The following is a 19,784-nucleotide window of genomic DNA, read 5'->3' on the forward strand; positions in this document are numbered from 1 at the left end:
CACCGCCGGTACCGCCGCCGGTCGCGCCGGGCGCGCCGTTGGCACCGCCGCCCGTCGATCCGGGCGCGCCGTCGGCACCGCCGCCCGTCGAGCCGGGCGCCGTGCCCGAACAGCCGCGGCCGAGCGCCGGCGAGCTGGGCTGGGCGCCGCCGGAGTGGTGGCCCCCTGGCCCGATCGAGGGCGCGGCGCTCGATCACACCGACCCGGCGTCCGGCGTTCTCGAGCCGGCCGGTGGACCTGCCGCCGAAGCCGCCGAAGCCGTCGGACCGAGCGCCGGTGCGCCGGACGGGACCGGGCCGGCCGGAAGCGACCGCGGATCGCGCCCGGAGCTCGGCCGTCCGCAGGAGTCGATGGCTCCGCCGTCGGACCCGGACCTCGTGCCCAGCCTGGGCCGGCTGCCGAGCCCGAACCTCGGGCCGCAGTTGCCGGTCGGCGACCTCGTCGTCGTTCCGGAACTCGGCGCCGCACCGACCGGCACGGACCCGGAACCGGTCGACGGCACCGGTACGCGAGCGAACCCGGAGGCCGTCGGCACCGGGATGCGAGGGGCAGACCGGGAAACCACGCGCGGAGCGAACCCGGAGCCGGTCGGCACCGGGGCGTGGGGCGAGAGCGAGGAATCCGCCGGCACCGGGGCGCCGGGCGCGGGCCAGGATCCGACCCGCGCCGGGACCGGAAGTACGAGCACGGACCGGCAGGCGGCGCGGCCCGACCCCGAGGCGTCGGGCGCCGAACCGGGCGAGGCGGTGGCGCGGCCACAACCGGTACCCGTGGCCAAGGCGTCGGCACTGATCCCGCGCCGCGGCCTGGACACCGAGCGGGCCTGGCTGCGCCGTTCGCTGAGCCGCGACTTCGACACGCTGGCCAGCTCGGTGGCCCGGATCATGTCCGAGCATCCCGGCATGAAGGGCGGCTCGGACGCCAACCCGGACGACGTACTGGCCGACTCGGTCGCCGTCCGGCTCTATCTCAGCGGCCGGGGCCTCGGCATCGACGCCGGCCTGCGGTCCGGCCGCGGCGGCCCGCACGTGCCGTTCGCCCGCTGCACCGCGGCGGGGCTGAACCGGCTGCCCTCGTTCCGCGGCACCGCGGTGGTGCGGGCGAGCCTGACCGACAGCGAGTGGGCGTTCTACCGCGACCGGCGGCTGGTCACCGACTGGAGCTTCGTCAACATGCTGTCGGGGCCGTGTTCGGCCCAGCGCGGCGACACCGACGTCCTGGTCTGGTCGATGACGGCCCGCCGCACGGCGCTGCTGGAACCCGACGGCGACGAGCACGTCGACGACCGGGTCGTGTTCCTGCCCGGGACCAACTTCAAGGTGCTCGGCGTGGAGGAGGGTACGGCCGAACGGCGCGGTGCGGTGCTGCTGCGCGAGATCGGCGGCAACGAGATCGACGACGACGGAAACGTGGACCGCAACCGGGTCTCGCTCGACGAGCTCGCGGTCAAGTCGATGCGGCGGAGCCTCGAACGGTGGGCCGACGCCGAGCATCCGCAGCGCACCGGTGCCGCGGCGGTGGCCCGGTTCGGCGCGCTGCCCGGCCTGGCCGGGCCGGTGCGGGAGAGGGAGGTGGCCCAGCCATGAGCGAGTCATGGGCATCGTGCGTGGTGCTTCGTCGAGGTGCCGCCGGAGGAGGGAACGCCGATGACGCCGGGTGAGCGAGTGAGTCGTGTCCCGGGGTGCCTCGTCGGTGTACCGACGGAGGGGGAACGCCGATGAGCGGGCAACTTCTGACGGTGGGCGGCGGCATGCCGGGAGCGCTGCCGACCATCGGCGCCGCGCTGGCCCGGGCCGAGCCGGGCGCCACGATCACCGTGCACCCCGGCCGGTACGCGGAGAAGCTGGTGCTCGCCACCCGGGTCACCATCGGTGCCGCCGAGCCCGGCACGGTGCACGTGCACGTGGCCGAGGGCAGCGTGCTGACCGTCGGCGGGGAGGGCGCCCAGCTGCGCGGGATCTCGCTGTCCAGCGACGATCCGAAGCTCGCCGCGGTCGACGTGTACTCGGGGGAGGCCGCGCTGGACGACTGCCGGGTCCGGGGTGCCGCCTGGACCGCGCTGCTCAGCCGGCTGCAGGGCTCGATCGCGCTGCGCAACTGCGACCTCGCGGCCCCGGCCGGGGTGGGGATCGTCCTGACGTCGGCCGCGATGAGCACGGTCGAGGACACCACCGTGCACGACGTCGGTACCACCGGCATCGTGGTCGGTGAGCAGGCCGCGCTGACCCTGCGGCGCTGCCGGGTGGTCGACCCCGTCGCCAACGGCATCTGCGTCAACGGCGACGCCAACCTGGTGGCCGAACAGTGCCGGATCGACGGCTCGGGCAAGCCCGCCTTCGTCGTCGACGACCGCGGCCGCGCCCGGGTCGACGGGCTGACGGTACGAAACAGCGCCCTGGCCGACGTGTTCTGCCGCGGCGAGGTGGACCTGACGGTGTCCGGGGCGGACCTGTCCGGCGCCGGCCAGCAGGCGGTGTACGTGATGGACGGCGCCCGGCCGCAGTTTCGCCGGTGCACCTTCGACTCGGCCGGCTACAGCGCGGTGCACGTCGCCGACGGCGGCCGGCCGGGCTTCGTCGACTGCACCTTCACCAACTCCCGGTTCGCGGTGACGGTGGACGGCCACAGCGCGCCGACCTTCGACGGCATGACGGTGTCCGGTACCACCGAGCAGGTGGCGCTGGTCGCCGAGGGCTCGTCGATCGAGCTGCGCCGGCTGCGGGCGACCATCGGCGCCGGCGGCGGCGTACTGGCCAGGGACGGCTCCACCCTGACCGGCGCCGACCTCACTGTCGAGTCCGGTACCGGGGTCGCGGTGCAGTTGCAGGACGCGGCCCGGGCCACGGTGCGCGGCGCCCGGTTCACCGGTACCGCCGACAGCTGCGTCACGGTCGGTGCCGGGTCGTCGCTGCTGCTGGAGTCGGCCGGCCTGCACGGCACCGGGCTGCAGGTGGGTGACCGGGCGGAGCTGCGGCTGCGCGACACCGAGGTGGTCGAGGCGCCCGGCGACGGCCTGCGCATCGGCGCCGGCAGCACGGTGACCGCCCACCAGGTGCGGGTACGCCGGGCGGGCCGGGCCGGCGTGCGCCTGGAGCCCGGCGCCGGCGGCAGCTTCGTGGAGTGCGAGATCCTGCAGAGCCGCACGTACGGCTTCGACGTCGACACCAGCGAATCGGTGTCCCTCGCGCGGTGCGTGGTGTCCGGCAACGGCGAGCAGGACGTCCGGCAGTGCCCGGACGCCGCGCTGCGGGTCGAGTCGCTCACCACCAACGGTGCCCCGGCCGCTCCGCCGCCGGCGGAGCCGGCACCGGCGCACGACCGGGTGCTGTCGCCGGACCCGGGGCAGGGTGGCGAGCGCGCGGACGCGGTCGAGCTGGCGGGACCGCTGCGCGAGCTCGACGACCTGATCGGCCTGCAGGGGGTCAAGCAGGAGGTCAACGCGCTGATCAACCTGATCAAGATGGCGCAGACCCGGCAGCGGATGGGACTGCCGATGCCGCCGATCAGCCGCCACCTGGTCTTCGCCGGCCCGCCCGGTACCGGCAAGACCACCGTCGCCCGGCTGTACGGATCGATCCTGGCCGAGCTGGGAGTGCTGCCCCAGGGGCACATGGTCGAGGCGGCGCGCGCCGATTTGGTCGGGCAGTACATCGGGTCGACCGCGATCAAGACCACCGAGCTGGTCAGCAAGGCGATCGGCGGGGTGCTGTTCATCGACGAGGCGTACACGCTGTCGGCGGACACCGGCGGCTCGGGCCCGGACTTCGGTCAGGAGGCCATCGACGCGCTGATGAAGATCATGGAGGACCACCGGGACGAGCTCGTGGTGATCGTCGCCGGCTACTCCGAACTGATGCAGGGCTTCCTCGCCTCCAACCCGGGACTCGCCTCGCGGTTCACCCGGACGATCGAGTTCCCGAACTACTCGGTCGACGAGCTCGTCACCATCACCTCCAACCTGTGCCGGGCGCACTACTACGAGCTGACCGACGACGGCGTCGACGCGCTGCGCAGCTACTTCGAGCGGGTGCCGCGCACCTCGACGTTCGGCAACGGACGGGTCGCCCGCAAGCTGTTCGAGTCAATGATCAACAACCAGGCCTCCCGGCTCGCCACCGAACCGCCGACCAAGAACACCGAGCTGAGCCGGTTGACCGCCGCCGACCTCGCCGCCGATCTGGCGCAGCTGGAGGAGCTGCCGGCCGAGCAGAGCCGCGTCGACGCCACCGCCGACCCGAACGGAGCGGTCACCGCCTCGCAGAGCTGGCAGCGCATCGGCGCGCTGGTGGGTGCGGTCGAGGCGCGGGAGGCGATCGGCGCCACCCTGGTGCGGCTGCGCGAGCTGCGCAACCGGTCCCGGGGGATCGGCCGGCACGGCAACGCGGTACTCGTCGGGGCCCGGGGCAGCGGCCGCGGCGAGCTGGCCCGGCTCTACGCGGCGGGGCTGTCCGAGCTCGACGTGGTCCCGGTCGGGCAGCTGGTGGTCGCCTCGACCCGGCAGCGGCTGGCCGCGGACTGGCCCGGCCAGGAACACAGCCTGGTCGCCGACGCGGTACTCGACGCCCGGGGCGGCGTGCTCGTGGTCGACTACACCGAGGACGGGGAGGCGCCCGGGGTCGAGGTCGTCGAGTCGTTGGTCCGCGAGTTGCGCGGCGGCCTCGGCGATCCCGTGGTGCTGCTGTGCACCGAGCCGGGGGTGGCCGAGCGGCTGCACGCCGCGGTACCGGCGCTGGGCGAGGTCTTCGGCCAGACCTGGACCCTGCCCGAGTACGACCTCGACGAGCTGGTCGAGCTGACGGTGCGGCACCTGGTCCGGCGCGGCCACGAGGTACCCGACGACGTACGGTCGGCGCTGGCCGGGCTCGCCGCGCAGCTGCCGGCCCGGACCGCCCGCTCCGCGCACCAGCTGTCCTGGCGACTGAGCCGGGCCGCCCGGTCGCGTACCTTGGCGCTGGCCGACGTCCACGGCCTCGCCGGCGCGTCGAACGGCGCCGCGTCGGCCGCGTCCGGTGGCTTCGCCACGGTGGGCTGACCGCGATGGACGAGCCAGCGACGGGGCGGACCGGTGCGCGAGACGGGCGCCCGACGAGGGACGAGATGGCCGCGGCCGGCCGCGCGTTGGAGCAGCGGATGCGCTCGGCCGAGGCGTACCTGATCACGACCGAGGTCCGGGGCAGGTCCGACGACGGCACGGTCTCGGTGACCGCCAACGGGCTCGGCACGCTGCGGTCGGTCCAGGTCGATCCGGCCGTCTTCGCCACCGCCGACGCCGAGGCGCTCGCGGCGGCCATCGCGCAGGCGATCCGGTCCGCGGCGGCGAACGCTACCGCCCTCGCCCGGCAGCGGATGGGCCCGGTCGAGATCAACCTGTACTGACCGGCCCTGGACCGGGCCGCGTTGCTCGGGGCGCTCAGGATTCCAGCGAGATGTCGGCCTCGCGCATCGCGGCCGAGAACACCAGCCAGACCTGTGCGCCCAGCCGGTCGGTGAGGTCGGCGGCGGTCAGCTCGCGGGGATGGTCCAGCCACCAGAGCACGCTGGCGTCGATCAGGCCGATGATGGCGGCGACCGCCTGCGCGGGCAGGGTGCCGGACCTCCCGTTGTCGCGCAGGAAGGCGCCGACCGCGTCGAGGAACTCCGGGATCGCGGCGGACGGTCCGAGCCGCACCCGGAACCGGTACAGGTTCGGGTGCCGTGCCGCCCAGTCCAGCACGACGGTGATGATCCCGCGGATGATGCCGCGGGGCGCGCCCCGGGCGTACAGCGCCGGGCGGATCGTGGCGCGCAGCCGGCGGGTGGCATGCCGGGCGACCTCGAGGTCGAGCTCGTCCTTGCTCTCGAAGTACCGGTAGACGTGCGGCCGGGGCACGCCGGCCTGCTCGGCGATCACGCCGAGGGCGGCGTCGTTGCCGTGCTGCTCGATGGCCGCCGCGGCGGCCTCGACGATGGCCTGCCGGCGGGAGTCGTGCTGCTCCTGTGCGGCCCGGCTGGCACGGCGGGCCGCGACCGTGTCCGAGCGTCCCACCTCTGCCATGCCGCGAGCCTACCGTGGTACACCTTGTACCCAGTCGCATTTCCTGGTACACCGTGTACCCAGAAGACCGAGCCGTGGAGGGGTGTCGTGGTGGCGACCGAGGTACCGCGCTGGATGGATCCGGAACTGGCCGCGCTGCGCGAGCTGGCCCGCGATTTCTGCGTCCGCGAGATCAAGCCGAACATCGACCGGTACGTGGCGAACAAGCAGGTCGACCGCGACCTGTGGCGGCTGGCCGGCAAGGTGGGACTGCTGTGCATGTCGATCCCCGAGGCGTACGGCGGGGGCGGCGGCACGTTCGCGCACGAGGCGGTGCTGATCGAGGAGCAGTCCCGGGTCGGCGACACGAGCTGGGGTGCGCCGCTGCACAGCGGGATCGTCGCGCACTACCTGCTCAGCTACGGCACCGAGGAGCAGAAGACGCGCTGGCTGCCCCGGATGGCATCCGGCGAGACGATCGGCGCCATCGCGATGACCGAACCGGGTGCCGGCTCGGACCTGCAGGCGGTGCGGACCAGCGCGATCCGCGACGGCGACGACTACGTCGTGAACGGCGCGAAGACCTTCATCACCAACGGGGTGCTGTGCGATCTGGTCGTCCTGGTGGTCAAGACCCGCCCGCAGGAGGCGGCGTCGGGGATCTCGCTGCTGCTGGTGGAGACCGACCGGCCGGGGTTCCGGCGCGGACCGGCGCTGGACAAGATCGGGATGAAGGGCCAGGACACCTGTGAACTGTTCTTCGACGACGTCCGGGTACCGGCCGGCAACCTGCTCGGTGGCACGGAGGGGCAGGGATTCGCCCAGCTGATGCAGCAACTGCCGCAGGAACGGCTGATCGTGGCGCTGGGTTGCGTGGCGGCCATGGAGACCGCGCTGGCGAGCACGATCGAGTACACCCGCAGCAGGGAGGCGTTCGGCCGGCCGCTGTTCGGTTTCCAGAACACCAAGTTCACGCTGGCCGAGGTCGCCACCCAGACCAGGGTGGCGCGCTGCTTCGTCGACGACTGCCTGCACCGGCACCTGGCCGGCGAGCTGGACATCGCCACCGCCGCGATGGCCAAGTACTGGGCGAGCGAGCAGGCGATGCACGTGCTCGACCGGTGCGTGCAACTGCACGGGGGCTACGGCTACATCGCCGAGTACCCGATCGCGCGGGCCTGGGCGGACATGCGCGTCCAGCAGATCTATGCCGGTACCACCGAGATCATGAAGGAACTGATCTCCCGCAGCCTGTGACCACCGCCGTACCGCGGTGGCGAAGCCAAGCTTCGGAGACCGCCCAGTTCCCGCCGTGTCCGGCGTCCACACCTACGAACGCCGGACACGTGAGGAGGCGGTGCTGCCGTGGTGGGGATGGCGACGGCTGATCTGGTCAGCAGGGCGCAGGCAGGCGACGGGGAGGCGTTTCGTGCGCTGACCGAACCGCACCGGCGGGAACTGCTGGTGCACTGCTACCGGATGCTGGGGTCGTTTCAGGACGCGGAGGACACCCTGCAGGACACGCTGCTGTCCGCCTGGCGGGGCATCGGCGCGTTCGAGGGGCGCGCGTCGGTGCGGACCTGGCTGTACCGCATCGCCACCAACCGCTGCCTCGACGCACTGCGCGCGGCGAGCCGCCGCCCGGCGGAGCCGTGGGACGTCACCGAGATCGAGCCGCCCGCCCCGAGCCGGCTCGGCGAGGTCGCCTGGCTGGAACCGTTCCCGGACGACTCGCTCGCCGGCGCGGCCGCGGCACCGCCGGGCCCGGCCGCCCGGTACGAGCAGACCGAGGCGATCTCGTTGGCGTTCGTCACCGCGCTGCAGGTGCTGCCCGCCCGGCAGGTGGCCGTACTGATCCTGCGTGACGTGCTGGGCTACCACGCCAGGGAGGTCGCCGCGCTGCTGGACACCACCCTGGAGTCGGTGACCAGCGCGCTCAAACGGGCCCGGGCCGGGCTGGCGCGCAGCCTCGGGCCGGCCGCGGATCGTGCGCCGGCCCCCGCGGCCGGCTCGCCCGCCGAGCAGCGGCTGGTGCGGAAGTTCGTCCGCGCCTACGCGGCCAGCGACGTCGAGGGCCTGGTCGCGCTGCTGACCGACGACATCCAGCTCACGATGCCGCCGATCCCCTTCGAGTACCACGGCCGTGGCGACGTCGCTCGCTTCTACACCGCTCTGTTGCGGCCGGGCCGCAGCTACGACTTCGTACCGACCCGTGCGAACGGCCAGCCGGCGCTCGGCGCCTACGTGCGCGCCCCGAACGGTGTCCGGCACTCGATCGGCGTCGTCGTGCTGACCCTCGCCGGTGACCGCATCGCGGCCATCACCCGCTTCGACACCGGCGTACTCCCGTCGTTCGGCCTGCCCCGCTCGCTCCCGCCCCGAACCGTTGACCCAGAAGGAGGTTCGCGATGAACACCCCACCGATCGTCTCGCCGGACGAGTGGCACTCCGCCTGGCAGGAACTGCTGGTACGGGAGAAGAAGCTGACCCGCGATCGCGACGAACTGGCCGCCGCGCGCCGCCGGATGCCGTGGCAGGCCGTCGACAAGCCGTACCTGTTCGAGGGCCCGGACGGCACCGCGAGCCTGCTCGAGCTGTTCCAGGGTCGCCGCCAGCTGATCGCCTACCGCGCCTTCTTCGAACCGGGGGTGGACGGCTGGCCGGACCACGCCTGCCGCGGCTGCTCGCTGATCGCCGACCACCTCCCGCACCTCGCCCACCTCAACGCCCGCGATACCACGCTGGTGTTCGCCTCCCGCGGATCGCAGTCCGCTATCGAGCGGGTGAAGTCCCGGATGGGCTGGACGATGCCCTGGTACACCATCGCCGGCGACTTCGACGTCGACTTCGGCGTGGACCAGTGGCACGGCACCAACGCGTTCGTCCGGCGCGGCGACGACGTGTTCCGGACCTACTTCGTCCACCAGCGCGGCGACGAGGCACTCGGGACTACCTGGAGCTTTCTCGACCTGACCGCGCTGGGTCGGCAGGAGACCTGGGAGGACTCGCCCGACGGGTACCCGCAGACCGCGCCGTACGAATGGTGGGAGTGGCACGACACCTACGGCGCGAACGCACCGTCGCGGTGGTTCGGCGACCCCGACCCGGCCGACCCCGACGATCCGCGGCCGCCCCGTACCCGGACAGCACCCGCCCCCACCACCTGACCGACCGCGCCCGTCGACGGCTTCGCAGCAGACCGCCGCCCCGCCTCCCGGGACGGCCCGGTCCGGGCTGCCCCGGGCCGGCCGATCTCGTTGCACCGCACCACAAGCAGAGGAGTCACACGTGCACACTGGTACGCGAATCGAAGGATCGGTGGCGCTGGTGTCCGGGGCCAACCGCGGCATCGGGCGCGCCATCACCGGGGCGCTGTGCGAACGCGGCGCGGCGAAGATCTACGCCGCGGCACGCGACCCGAGGACGCTCGAGGACCTGGCGCGCCGCTACGGGCACCGGCTGGTGCCGTTGCGGCTCGACGTCACCGACGCCGACCAGGTCGCGGCCGCCGCCGCGACCGCGACCGACGTCGACCTGCTGGTCAACAACGCCGGCGCGTACGAACCGACGGACCTGACCGCCGAGACGATCGTCGACGTGGCCCGGCGGGAGATGGAGGTCAACTACTTCGGTGCGCTGCGCATGGTACGGGCGTTCGCGCAGACGCTCGAACGTCGTGGCGGGGTGGTCGTCAACATCGGCTCGGCGGCCGGGCTCAGCAACGTACCGAGCCAACCCACCTACAGCGCCTCGAAGGCGGCGCAGCACTCCCTGACCCAGGCTCTCCGCGCGCTGTGGACAGCGCGGGGAGTGGCCGTGCACGGCGTCTACCCGGGCCCCGTCGACACCGAGATGACCAGGGACCTGCCGCCCGAGTTCGAGAAGGCCCCGGCCGGTGCCGTCGCGACCAGGGTCCTCGACGGCATCGAGGCCGGCGACGAGGACATCTTCCCCGACCCGTTCGCCGTCTCGCTCGGCGCGCAGTTCCACTCCTCGCCGAAGGCCACGGAGCGACAACTCGCCGCCCTGGCCACCCCCACCCCCCGCTGACGGCCCCGGCGATGGTGCCGTGCGCGCGAGTCGTTCACAACAGGGCGATCTGCTGTCGGAACGATTCGCTGGGCACCTGCCCACCGACGTCGACCCGATCACATCGAGCCTGATCGGCCGGGTCGGCGCGGATCGGGATCTGGTGGCGGGCGAGGAGACCGGCTCGAACCAGATCGAGGTCGAGGTCGCGTTGCCAGTCGGTGCGCGGGACCACCAGCGGGCTTGCGCTCTGGTCGAAGCTCAGGACCGGTTGGCCTCTCTGCTGGCTGAGGAACAGGCCGGGCCGCCGGCTCGGGTTGAAGCCACCCAGTGAGACCAGCCGCCGGGGTCGGCGTTGGCCGGCAGCCGCGGCCCGCCAGTGCCAGGGTGCGGCATCGGCGAGGGAGGCCACGGCGTTGGTGACCCAGCTGTCGGTCCAGGCACGCAGCTCGTAACAGTCGGGCAATCCGGAGAGCAGCCTGGTGGTGCCACGATCGACGCGCACACCGCAACGGTGCAGCGCTTCCCGGGTTTCACCGGCGGTGAGCAGGTCGGTGATCTCCTCGGCCAGGCCGGTGTCGTCGGTACCCCACAACTGATCGAGGGCCCGGGGGCCGCCGCGCCAGTATTCGGGCTGGCGATCCCAACGGTGCTGGGCGGACCTCCCCGCCACCCGGGCCAGCCGGACAGTCAACCGCTGCTCGGCGCGGGGCGCGGGACCGTCGACGACCAGCCAGATGCCCTTGCCGGCAGGATGTGCCGGTGGCACGCACTCGCGCAGCAGTACCTGGGTCCGTGTGGCGAGTTTCGACCCGATGCGGTTGCGCGGAAAGCGCCACCGAATGCCTGGCAGAAACAGGTCGTCGACCGTTGCGTGCAGCGCCGTGACCTGCTCGGCGTCCAGCAGCAGCAGGAACAGCGGATCGAGCTCGACGTCGACCGGGATCTCGGCACTGGCCAGTTTGGCCGCGGCGAGCCGCCGGTGATACGCGGTTCGTCGGGAGGCGGGCTGGCCGGTCGGGGTGACCGACCAGGTTGCCTCCCAGCTGCTCCACTCACGCACGGTGGCGACCACCTCGTCGGTGAACACGCTGCACCGCTCGTCCGCGGCGTCCTGGTAACCGTGGCCGCGGGTGCGAAACGGCCGCTCGTGGAACGTGATGCGGTATCCGCGCACTGCATGCTCGTCGGGGTAGGCGCATCGCCACCCTCGTTGTTCGGCGGGCACCACCGGCAGGACGGTCACGACAGCGTAGGCTTCGTCGCCTGGCAGGGCGACCCACGCACCGGCCGCGGGCGGCCCGGCCGGACGATCCGGCACGCCGTGCAGTTCCGCGGTGAAACCGGCCTGTTGCAGCGCCCGGACCGCCGCGGCCATCGACACCTCTGGTTCGGCCATGGTGGTGATGATGGCACGGGCCACCGACAGAAACTCGATCCTGTCCGCGGGCTCTCCCACCTGTGGTCGGGGGTCAGGTGAGGGACTCCGCGGTGTGGGCGTCGCCGCCGGGGTGCGCCCGCCGGGGCGGGCGGCCGTGCACCGGCTGGTAGCCGTCGAACCGGTACTCCAACAGCCCCTCGCCGCCGGTGAGGTCCGGCAGCTGGTGCTGCAGGGCGTGCAGCCGCGCCGCCACCAACCGGGCGTCGATGCGCGCCATCGGGCCGGCCGGCCACTGGCCGGTCAGCCCGGCACCCATCCGGCCCAGCACCGTCTGCACGGCGGCGACGTCGGAGTCGGGTACCTCCAGCGAGACCCGCAGCACCGGCTCGCAGACCTGCGTGCCGGCGCGGCGCAGCGCCTGGCGGCACACCACCGGCGCGACCTTGCGGTAGTCCCGGGCGGTACTGGTGGGGCCGCGCTTCGACGGCGGGCCGTCGGCCACGCTGTAGCCCGCCTCGACGAGGGTGACCACGCAGTCGGTGACCGGCCAACCGTCCAGCCCGTACGCGAGGGCATCCCGGACGTGCTGCTCGATCGTCGCGGCGAACCGGGTGACGTTGCCGTAGAGGTACAGCGGCATGTCGCGGGCGGCCGCGGCGACGACGAACCGGACCCCGCTGCCGGGCGCGGCCGGCTCGATCCGCAGCCCGACGGTCGCCTGGTACGGGTTGCCCGGCGTGTTGAGCCGCTCGACCGCGGCGCCGGCCCGGCGCGGGCGCTCGATGTGCAGCACCGCCGCGTCCGCGAAGCGCGCCTCGACACCGTACTCGTCGGCGAGCGTCGCCTCGAGCACCTCCTGCTGGACGCGCCCGTACAGCGAGACGGTGGGCTGGCCGGCCGCGTCGAGGTGGACGTTGATCAGCGGATCCTGGTCGGCGAGCTGGGTCAGTGCGGTGCGCAGCGCCGGACCGTCCTCGGGCCGTACGGTGTCGACCGCGGCCTCCAGCGTCGGCGGCGGGAAGTGCGGCTCGGCCGGATCCTGCGACTCGCCGACGGCGTCCCCGACCCGTACCGCCGACAGGCCGCGCGCGCGGCCGATCGCACCCGGGCCGAGGGAGTCGACGGGGGCCCAGCCGCCGTCGCCGTAGGTCTGCAGCGAGGACGCCTTGCCGCTGCGACCACCGGGAAGCTCCAGCCGTTGCCGGGGCCGTACCGTGCCGCTCGACACCCGCAGGTAGGCGATCTTGTCGCCGCCCGGGCCACGCTCCACCTTGAACACCCGGGCCGAGACGGCGCCGTCGGCCGGGCCGGACGCCACGGGCAGCAGCGTCGCCAGCGACGACAGGAGCTCGCCGACGCCGGCGCCGGTGGCGGCCGATCCGGCGAAGACCGGGTGCAGCAACCCGGCGCGGGTCTGCGCGGCGATGTCGGCACGCAGGTCGCCGGCGGGGACGGCGGTGCCGTCCAGGTACGCCCCGAGCACGCCGTCGTCGTGCTCGGCCAGCGTCGTCGTCGCACGCTCGGCGAACGCCGGATCCTCCCCGTGGTACGGGCGGAAGCCGGCGGCGCGCGATCCCGTGCGCCGCACCCCGCCCATCACGAGGACGTCGGGGGTCAGCCGGGAGCGGATGGCGGCGACCACCCGGTCGAGGTCGGCACCGACCCGGTCGATCTTGTTGACGAACAGCAGAGTCGGCACGTGCAGCCGCTGCAGGGCGCGCATCAGGATCCGGGTCTGTGGCTGCACGCCCTCGACCGCGGACAGCACCAGGACCGCGCCGTCGAGGATGCCGAGCACCCGCTCGACCTCGGCGATGAAGTCCGGGTGGCCGGGGGTGTCGACGACGTTGACGCGCCGGCCGTCCCAGTCGAACGACACCACCGCGGATCTGATCGTGATGCCGCGCTGGCGCTCCAGCGCGAGGTCGTCGGTGTGCGTGGTACCCGAGTCGACCGAGCCTGGTTCGTCGATGGCCCCGGCCAGGTGCAGGAGCCGCTCGGTGAGGGTGGTCTTACCGGCGTCGACGTGGGCCAGAATGCCCAGATTGAGAAAGCGGGTGGATGCTGACGGCACGCGAGGTCCTCAGGAGGAGAGAAGTCCGATGAGTGAGGCGAAGGTTCGCGTGCGCTGCTCGCATCGGGGTGACTCCTCTGTCGGTACGCCGGTTCGCGCGGTCGCCGCCAGCGTAGGGCCGGCCCGGGACCGGTACCACCGGTTTACCGGCCGGCCCGCTTCCCGGCGCGATCGGGTGCGGCAGCCGACCGTGCCGCTCGCCGGAAAGGCGCTGGCGTCAGCGCGATCCGGCGGCCACGAGGATGGCGGTGATCGGCTCGAGGCCAGCGACCAGCTCGTCGAGCTCGCCGGCCGAGAGCGCCTCGTACGGCGCCTCGGCGAGCTCGTCGGTGCGGGCCTCGATGCGCCGCTTGGTGTCGCGGCCGGCGTCGGTGAACCGGCCGTCGGCGTCGACCAGGCCGCGCTCGCGCAGTCCGGCCATGACCGCGGCGAGCCGCGGCTCCGGCAGGTGATGGATCCGGCCGAACGACTCCGGCGGGTGGATGCCCAGGTCCAGCGCGGACAGCACGTGCGCCTCGGTACCCCCGATGCGCTCGCCGAGCAGGGCGGCGATGTGCCCGTCACCGCGGTGCTCGCGCAGCATCGTGGCGGCGTGCCACAACCGCTCGACCGGATCGCCGGGTATCGGCAGGGTGCGCATCCCGGCGTACATCATCCGGCCCTCGGTGGGGGCGCTGGTGGCGGCCTTCGTGGTCAGGTCGGCGACGCGTACCAGGCCGGGGGAGCCGGCCACCTCCGCGCCGAGGATGCGTCGCAGGGAGGCCGCGCTGCCTCGTTGCCGCGCCGCGACGGACGCCTCGGGCGCGATCTTCTCCCATGCGCTGGGGATGTGCCGTGCGGCCTCACCCTCGGCGAAGTTGTAGAAGGCCGCGTGCACGACCTGCGCCGGTACCCGCCCCAACGGTGCGGCGCGGCTGGCGAAGTAGCCGTCCCAGTAGGTGCGGTGGCCGAGTGCCGCCAGTTCCTCGTTGCACTCGTCGGCGAAGAAGGTGACCAGGCAGATCGGTTCCAGAAGCTCGAACATGCGGCGGGCGATGTGGGTCATGGCGTCATGATGCCCGCGGTTGCGCACGAGCCGGCGCCTCGCGACGGGATCGTTGTGGGGCGTGCCGGTCGCGATCGGAGCTGGCACCGCGGTCGGCGGTACCGGTCGCGATCGGAGCTGGTGCCGCGGTCGGCGGTCGCGATCGGAGCTGGTGCCGGTCCGTCGTCGGCCGGCGGTGCTCGGCCGGGCCGGACCCCGCCGGCCGGAGGCGGTTCAGCCGCCGTGCTGCGCGGCGCGGAACTGCTCGTACCAGGTGAGGTTGCGGCCGGGCAGGCCGTCGCGCTGGGGCGTGCAGGTCTCCGGGCAGAACACGGTGTTGAGCAGCCAGGGATGGCTGTCCGGTCCGAAGTGTCGGGTCATCGGGAGGTCCTGGCTGATCCCGTACGCCGCCACGGCCAGCTTGCCGGTGCGGCGGAACCGGCTCAGCTGGTCGCCCAGGAAGGTCCGGTTGTCGGCGAACCACGGGCTGGAGCGCAGCAGGTCGGTCCAGGTCGTCTCGTCGACCGGGTGCCGGATCGTGTCGGCGATCGCCCGCCACACCGGGGTGCCCGCGGCCACTTTGTGCCGCCTCGCCCAGCCGGCGTCGACCGGGTCGCGCAGGTGCTGCTTCCACAGCAGTACCAGGGAGAACTCGGTGACGAGGAAGCGCTGGTCGGCGCGCAGCGCCGGGACCACGTAGTCGAGGTAGCGCGCCACGTCGTCGGCCGCGGCGACGTGCGGGTGGATGTCGATGCCGGCGATGCCCTCGGTCCGGTGTGCGAAGGTCACGAACCGCCGGGCCCGCGGCGTGCGGCCGGCCGGATCGTCCAGCGAGGTCAACGCCCCGAGGTAGATCTTCGTCCGGGTGGCGCCATGCCGCCGGCGGTACCCGACGACGTGTCCGGCGAGCGCTTCGTAGAACCGGTTGATGCGTGGCGAGGCGCGGTCTGCCGGCCGGGTCTCGAAGAACGGTTCGTTGCCGACGACCAGCGCGTCGACGGTGCCCATGGTCGCGGTGAGCACCGAGTCCAGCCGCGCCAGCACGTCGCGCATGGCCGGGGTGCCCGGCGCCGGCAACGGCGCGTGCCGGTACTGGAACTTCAGGTTCAGCACCGTGCCGTAGCCGCGCTTCGCGGCGCTCAGCAGCTTCGCCAGCCCCGGATCGGACGCGAGCTGGGACGGCGCACCCGCGGTGACCGTCAGGAAGCCGCGTACCCAGCTGGCCGCGGCGGCGGTGAGCTGGTCGACGTCGATGTGGTCGAGGTTCTGGTTCACGTTGGCCGCCAGTACGCCGGTCGCGGGCGCGGGGCTCACCCGGGTCGACGGGCTCGGGGTGGTGCTGCCACCCGAGGTGCCGGTGCCGGCGTCACAGCCGGCCGCCCCGACCGAGGCGGCCACCGCGGCCGGAGCCAGCGCCAGCAGTCGACGGCGTGACGTACCGAGGTCTCGACCCATGGTCCTTCTTCCCGGAGTGCGACGGTCACCCCAGTAGTACCGTGCAACCCAGATGTTGAAACCATCCGGATGGTGAGAGTATCTTGACCAGGTCGGAGCGGAACTGCCGGAGGAGCGCGATGGGCCGGCTCACCAGAGCCCAGACGCAGGAACGCACCCGCGTCGCGGTGCTGACCGCCGCACGGGCCGAGTTCGTCGAGCGCGGGTTCCGCGACGCCAAGATCGACCGCATCGCCGAGCGCGCCGAGCTCACTCGCGGCGCCATCTACTCCAACTTCCCCGGCAAGCGCTCGCTGTACTTCGCCGTCCTGGCCGAGCACGCCGAGCGCGCCGCGGCGCCGCCCGCGCCACCGCACCCGGCGACCGACGTACGGGCCGCGCTCGGGGCGTTCGCGCGTGCCTGGCTGGGGCGGCTGCCGCTGGCCACCGACCCCGGCGAACCCGCCTGGCTCGGTCGGGACCTGCACGCCGAGATCACCGGCGACGAGCAGGTACGGCGTGCGTTCGCGCAGCTGATGGCGCTGTCGGCGATCCTGCTCGGCCTGGGCCTGGAGCAGTTGCCGGGGCCGGGCCAGCCGCACGCACCCGGCCCCACCCGGCGCCTCGCCGGGAAGCCGCACCGGCCGGGCAGGACCGAACCGGAGGAACGGGCCGGGCCCGGCGGGCCGGTACAGGCGGGCGGGCCGGTCCGGTTGGTGCCGCTGGCGGAGATGGCGCTGACGGTACTGTCCGGCGCGAGCCAGCTCGCCGGCACCGCGCCGGGCTTCGTGGAGCCGTTCCAGGTCGTCCAGGTCTGCGAGCAGTTGGCCGACCTCGGGCTCGACCCGCGGTGGCGGCCACCGCACCTGCCACACGTACCCGGGGCACGGCTGGTCGACGAGCGCTGGCCGGCCGGTACGGCGAGCGACGCGCTGCGCGGCACCGCGGTGCGGCTCGCCGAGGACGGGGTCGTCGCGGTGCTGGGGCTGCACCGGCTGGCCGCGATCGAGGAGGCGGTTCGTGCCGCGCCGGCCGGCGCGGCGGTGACGGTGGTGCTGACCACGGCCGCCGACCGGGAGCTGGGGCCGCTGGTCCGGCTGGTTCTCGCGGAGCTGCGTGACGGTCTGCGGCAGGCGCTCCCCGACGGGGCCTGGCCCCGGCTGCGGGTCGGGTACGACGGCTCGGGCGCGATCGCCACCGCGGCAGGGATCCCCGCCGCCGGTGACAGGACCGAAGCGGCGGTACGCATCCGCGGCGGCCGGATCGCCGCCCGCGCCGAGGGCCGCGGTGCCTGCCACGCGGTCGCCTCCGCCGATGTCGGGCAGGGCTGAGGCGGTGTGGGAGCCGCTGGCCGCAGCCGACCCGCGACACGGCGCCAAGGCCGCCGCGCTGGCCCGCCTCGTTCGAGCCGGCTTCCCGGTACCGGACGGGATCGTGCTCGCCGATCCCGCAGCCGCGGGCTGGCCGGAGGCGTTGGCGCCGGCGCTGCGGGCACTGGGCGCCGAGCGGTTCGCGGTCCGCTCCTCGGCCGGGGCCGAGGACGGCGCCCGGGCATCCTTCGCCGGCCAGCTGCACACCACGCTGAACGTGCCGGCCAGCCGGGTGGCCGAGGCGGTGCGCCGCACGGCCCGGTCCGGCCGCGGCGACGGGCTGGCCGCGTACCAGGCGCGCACCGGCCGGCGGATCGGCGGTCCGGTCCCGGTGCTGGTTCAGATCATGGTCGACGCTCGGGCGGCCGGCGTCGCGTTCACCCGGCATCCGGTCACCGGCGCCGACGAACTGGTGATCGAGGCAGTGCACGGGCTGGGCGAGCGGCTGGTGTCCGGTGCGGCGACGCCGGAACGGTGGAGCGCTCAGCAACGGTGGGCCGGCACCGCGACGCCGCGGCGGGCCGGCGCGGGTGGCGCCGTCGCCTCCGCCGGTACCGCGGTGCTGACGTCCCGGCAGGCCGACGCGGTGGCCGACACCGCTCGCCGGATCGAGGCACTGTTCGGCTGCCCGCAGGACGTCGAGTGGGCGATCGCGGCCGGGCGGGTGTGGGTCCTGCAGGCCCGGCCGATCACGACCGCGCCGCCGCCCGAACCGACCGGTACCGCCGCCGGGCGGCCGCTGCTGACCGGGGCGCCGGCCAGCCCGGGTACCGCGACCGGAGCAGTGCGGGTGATCGGCGGGTTGGACGAGTTCGCCCGCTTCCTCGACGGCGAGGTACTGGTGTGTCGCGCGACCTCGCCGGCCTGGACACCGTTGCTGGCCCGCGCCGCGGCGGTGGTCACCGAGACCGGCGGAATGCTCGCGCACGCCGCGATCGTGGCGCGCGAGTTCGCGATCCCGGCGGTGACCGCCGCATCCGGCGCGCTGGCCCGGCTCACCGAGGGCCGACAGGTGCTCGTCGACGGCACGTGCGGCACGGTGACCGCGATCGAGGAGGAGCCCACCCGATGACCACCGCCACGCCGAACCACCTGCGGGTGCTGCACGCGGTACGGACCCTGGGGTACGGGGACACCGCCCGCATCGCCCGGCGCGTCGGCCTGCCGCACGCCGAGGTCGAGGAGCACCTCCGGGATGCCCAGGCGCGCGGCTGGACGGTACTGACTCCGCCGGACGACTGGTCACTCAGCGACGCCGGCAAGGAAGCCGGTGAGCGGCTGCTGGCCGCCGAGCTCGACACGGCCGGCGCCCGCCGCCAGGTGACGGCCGGGTACGACGAGTTCCTCGCGGTCAACGAGACCGTCGGCGCCGCCTGCACCGCCTGGCAACTCGCCGAGATGGGCATCGGCGAGGCGCCGGTGACCCTCGCCGACACGATCGCCACCCTGCGGGAGCCCGCCCGGAGGCTGGCCGGCATCGAGTGCCGGCTGACCGAGCACCTGCCGCGATTCGCCGGGTACCACCGGCGTTTCGTCACCGCGCTGGACCGGGCTGGGTCCGCACCCGCCTGGATCACCGGCATCGACCGGGACTCGTGTCACCTGGTCTGGTTCGAGCTGCACGAGGACCTGCTCGCCACCCTGGGCCGCACCCGCTGACAGCCATCCGGCGCCAGTTCGCCGGAGCCGCGATCCAGGTCCGGGTCCGGGCGGTCCGGCGCGTGGGCAGTACCCGAAGCGGTGATCCGGCAGCGAACCGTCCGGTTACCGCTCTACGGTGAGTTCATGAGTACCGAGACGGACACCGACGCGGCACTGGAGGTCAGGCCGCTGACCGCCGAGACCTGGCCGGCGTTCGACGCCCTCGTGCAGCGACACGGCGGGATCTTCGGCGGCTGCTGGTGCATCTGGTTCCATCCCGACGGCCCCGAACGCGGGCAGGGCGCCGAGGCCAACCGGGAGCTGAAGAAGGGGTACGTCGAGGCCGGCGCGGCGCACGCGGCGCTGGTGCTGGACGGCGAGCTGGCCGTCGCGTGGGCGGAGTACGGCACGCCGACCGAACTGCCCACCATTCACCACCGCAAGCAGTACGACGCCGAGAAGGACCGTGACCCCGACTACCGGATCACCTGTGTCTTCGTCGACCGGCGGTACCGGCGGCGGGGCATCACCGAGATCGCGATCCGGGGCGCCCTCGACCTGATCGCGCGGGAGGGCGGCGGCGTGGTCGAGGCGTACCCGCACGACCTGACGCACCAGACGAAGAAGATGTCGTCGTCGTTCCTCTACAACGGCACCCGCCGGCTCTACGAACGACTCGGCTTCAGCTACGTCCGGCCCAAGGGGTTGAAGAACTGCGTGATGTCGATCGAGGTACCGGCGCGACCGTGACCCGGCCGCCAGGCGCTCGATGCACCCGGCGACCGGCGCTCGATGCACCCGGCGACCGGGCCTACCGG

15 protein-coding genes and 1 pseudogene are annotated in these 19,784 nt (G+C 73.6%); 11 read left to right on the forward strand and 5 right to left on the reverse strand.

What is annotated here, in order from left to right:
- From NUM_RS15005 to NUM_RS15015, 3 genes and pseudogenes are all read left to right on the forward strand, one after another.
- A pseudogene (locus NUM_RS15005) lies at positions 1 to 1,586 on the forward strand (hypothetical protein); the annotation flags it as partial.
- Between the two features lie 131 nt (positions 1,587 to 1,717).
- Complete coding sequence (locus tag NUM_RS15010) at positions 1,718 to 5,032, forward strand: right-handed parallel beta-helix repeat-containing protein (RefSeq protein WP_207125464.1); 3,315 nt, start codon at positions 1,718 to 1,720, stop codon at positions 5,030 to 5,032.
- Positions 5,033 to 5,097: 65 nt separating this feature from the next.
- Positions 5,098 to 5,376: a YbaB/EbfC family nucleoid-associated protein gene (locus tag NUM_RS15015; protein WP_207125465.1), complete on the forward strand. Its 279-nt coding sequence runs from the start codon at positions 5,098 to 5,100 to the stop codon at positions 5,374 to 5,376.
- Between the two features lie 34 nt (positions 5,377 to 5,410).
- Here NUM_RS15015 and NUM_RS15020 read toward each other — a convergent pair whose 3' ends face one another.
- Complete coding sequence (locus tag NUM_RS15020; protein WP_207125466.1) at positions 5,411 to 6,034, reverse strand: TetR/AcrR family transcriptional regulator; 624 nt, start codon at positions 6,032 to 6,034, stop codon at positions 5,411 to 5,413.
- 87 nt (positions 6,035 to 6,121) lie between these two features.
- Between NUM_RS15020 and NUM_RS15025 the strand changes: the two genes are divergently transcribed.
- From NUM_RS15025 to NUM_RS15040, 4 genes are all read left to right on the forward strand, one after another.
- A complete protein-coding gene (locus tag NUM_RS15025) occupies positions 6,122 to 7,270 on the forward strand; it encodes an acyl-CoA dehydrogenase family protein (protein WP_308440572.1) in 1,149 nt (382 codons plus the stop codon).
- Positions 7,271 to 7,387: 117 nt separating this feature from the next.
- Positions 7,388 to 8,425, forward strand: coding sequence for an RNA polymerase subunit sigma-70 (locus NUM_RS15030; protein WP_207125467.1), 1,038 nt, complete (start codon positions 7,388 to 7,390; stop codon positions 8,423 to 8,425).
- Entirely contained in the window at positions 8,422 to 9,180 is a 759-nt protein-coding gene (locus NUM_RS15035; RefSeq protein ID WP_207125468.1) for a DUF899 domain-containing protein, read from the forward strand. Before NUM_RS15030 ends, NUM_RS15035 begins: the two co-directional genes overlap by 4 nt.
- Positions 9,181 to 9,301: 121 nt before the next feature.
- Positions 9,302 to 10,063, forward strand: coding sequence for an SDR family oxidoreductase (locus tag NUM_RS15040; protein WP_225918585.1), 762 nt, complete (start codon positions 9,302 to 9,304; stop codon positions 10,061 to 10,063).
- Positions 10,064 to 10,097: 34 nt separating this feature from the next.
- Here the strand turns inward: NUM_RS15040 and NUM_RS15045 are convergent, their stop codons facing one another.
- From NUM_RS15045 to NUM_RS15060, 4 genes are all read right to left on the reverse strand, one after another.
- Positions 10,098 to 11,420, reverse strand: coding sequence for a hypothetical protein (locus NUM_RS15045; protein ID WP_207125469.1), 1,323 nt, complete (start codon positions 11,418 to 11,420; stop codon positions 10,098 to 10,100).
- Positions 11,421 to 11,514: 94 nt separating this feature from the next.
- Positions 11,515 to 13,497 (reverse strand): elongation factor G, encoded by a 1,983-nt coding sequence (locus NUM_RS15050; protein WP_207125470.1) that lies wholly within the window; start codon positions 13,495 to 13,497, stop codon positions 11,515 to 11,517.
- 217 nt (positions 13,498 to 13,714) lie between these two features.
- Positions 13,715 to 14,542: an SCO6745 family protein gene (locus NUM_RS15055; protein ID WP_207125471.1), complete on the reverse strand. Its 828-nt coding sequence runs from the start codon at positions 14,540 to 14,542 to the stop codon at positions 13,715 to 13,717.
- Positions 14,543 to 14,755: 213 nt separating this feature from the next.
- The gene (locus tag NUM_RS15060; RefSeq protein ID WP_207125472.1) at positions 14,756 to 15,976 is read right to left on the reverse strand and encodes a hypothetical protein; all 1,221 of its coding nucleotides are present in this window, start codon (positions 15,974 to 15,976) and stop codon (positions 14,756 to 14,758) included.
- Between the two features lie 119 nt (positions 15,977 to 16,095).
- Here NUM_RS15060 and NUM_RS37190 point away from each other — a divergent pair, with 119 nt between their 5' ends.
- From NUM_RS37190 to NUM_RS15080, 4 genes are all read left to right on the forward strand, one after another.
- Entirely contained in the window at positions 16,096 to 17,286 is a 1,191-nt protein-coding gene (locus NUM_RS37190) for a TetR/AcrR family transcriptional regulator (protein ID WP_225918586.1), read from the forward strand.
- The gene (locus NUM_RS15070) at positions 17,270 to 18,397 is read left to right on the forward strand and encodes a PEP/pyruvate-binding domain-containing protein (RefSeq protein ID WP_207125473.1); all 1,128 of its coding nucleotides are present in this window, start codon (positions 17,270 to 17,272) and stop codon (positions 18,395 to 18,397) included. Before NUM_RS37190 ends, NUM_RS15070 begins: the two co-directional genes overlap by 17 nt.
- A complete protein-coding gene (locus NUM_RS15075; RefSeq protein WP_207125474.1) occupies positions 18,394 to 18,984 on the forward strand; it encodes a transcriptional regulator in 591 nt (196 codons plus the stop codon). Before NUM_RS15070 ends, NUM_RS15075 begins: the two co-directional genes overlap by 4 nt.
- Before the next feature lie 126 nt (positions 18,985 to 19,110).
- Entirely contained in the window at positions 19,111 to 19,716 is a 606-nt protein-coding gene (locus NUM_RS15080; RefSeq protein ID WP_207125475.1) for a GNAT family protein, read from the forward strand.
- The last annotated feature ends 68 nt before the right edge of the window (positions 19,717 to 19,784 follow it).

The sequence above is a fragment of the Actinocatenispora comari genome (genome assembly GCF_017312725.1).
Lineage (GTDB): Bacteria > Actinomycetota > Actinomycetes > Mycobacteriales > Micromonosporaceae > Actinocatenispora > Actinocatenispora comari.

Excerpts from the sequence above, each read along its gene's own strand:
- NUM_RS15030 (WP_207125467.1), top strand. The coding sequence starts at position 7,388 with ATGGCGACGGCTGATCTGGTCAGCAGGGCGCAGGCAGGCGACGGGGAG.
- NUM_RS15055 (WP_207125471.1), bottom strand. The coding sequence starts at position 14,542 with ATGACCCACATCGCCCGCCGCATGTTCGAGCTTCTGGAACCGATCTGC.
- NUM_RS37190 (WP_225918586.1), top strand. The coding sequence starts at position 16,096 with ATGGGCCGGCTCACCAGAGCCCAGACGCAGGAACGCACCCGCGTCGCG.
- NUM_RS15035 (WP_207125468.1), top strand. The coding sequence starts at position 8,422 with ATGAACACCCCACCGATCGTCTCGCCGGACGAGTGGCACTCCGCCTGG.
- NUM_RS15075 (WP_207125474.1), top strand. The coding sequence starts at position 18,394 with ATGACCACCGCCACGCCGAACCACCTGCGGGTGCTGCACGCGGTACGG.
- NUM_RS15060 (WP_207125472.1), bottom strand. The coding sequence starts at position 15,976 with ATGGGTCGAGACCTCGGTACGTCACGCCGTCGACTGCTGGCGCTGGCT.
- NUM_RS15020 (WP_207125466.1), bottom strand. The coding sequence starts at position 6,034 with ATGGCAGAGGTGGGACGCTCGGACACGGTCGCGGCCCGCCGTGCCAGC.
- NUM_RS15070 (WP_207125473.1), top strand. The coding sequence starts at position 17,270 with ATGTCGGGCAGGGCTGAGGCGGTGTGGGAGCCGCTGGCCGCAGCCGAC.
- NUM_RS15080 (WP_207125475.1), top strand. The coding sequence starts at position 19,111 with ATGAGTACCGAGACGGACACCGACGCGGCACTGGAGGTCAGGCCGCTG.
- NUM_RS15045 (WP_207125469.1), bottom strand. The coding sequence starts at position 11,420 with ATGGCCGCGGCGGTCCGGGCGCTGCAACAGGCCGGTTTCACCGCGGAA.
- NUM_RS15015 (WP_207125465.1), top strand. The coding sequence starts at position 5,098 with ATGGCCGCGGCCGGCCGCGCGTTGGAGCAGCGGATGCGCTCGGCCGAG.
- NUM_RS15010 (WP_207125464.1), top strand. The coding sequence starts at position 1,718 with ATGAGCGGGCAACTTCTGACGGTGGGCGGCGGCATGCCGGGAGCGCTG.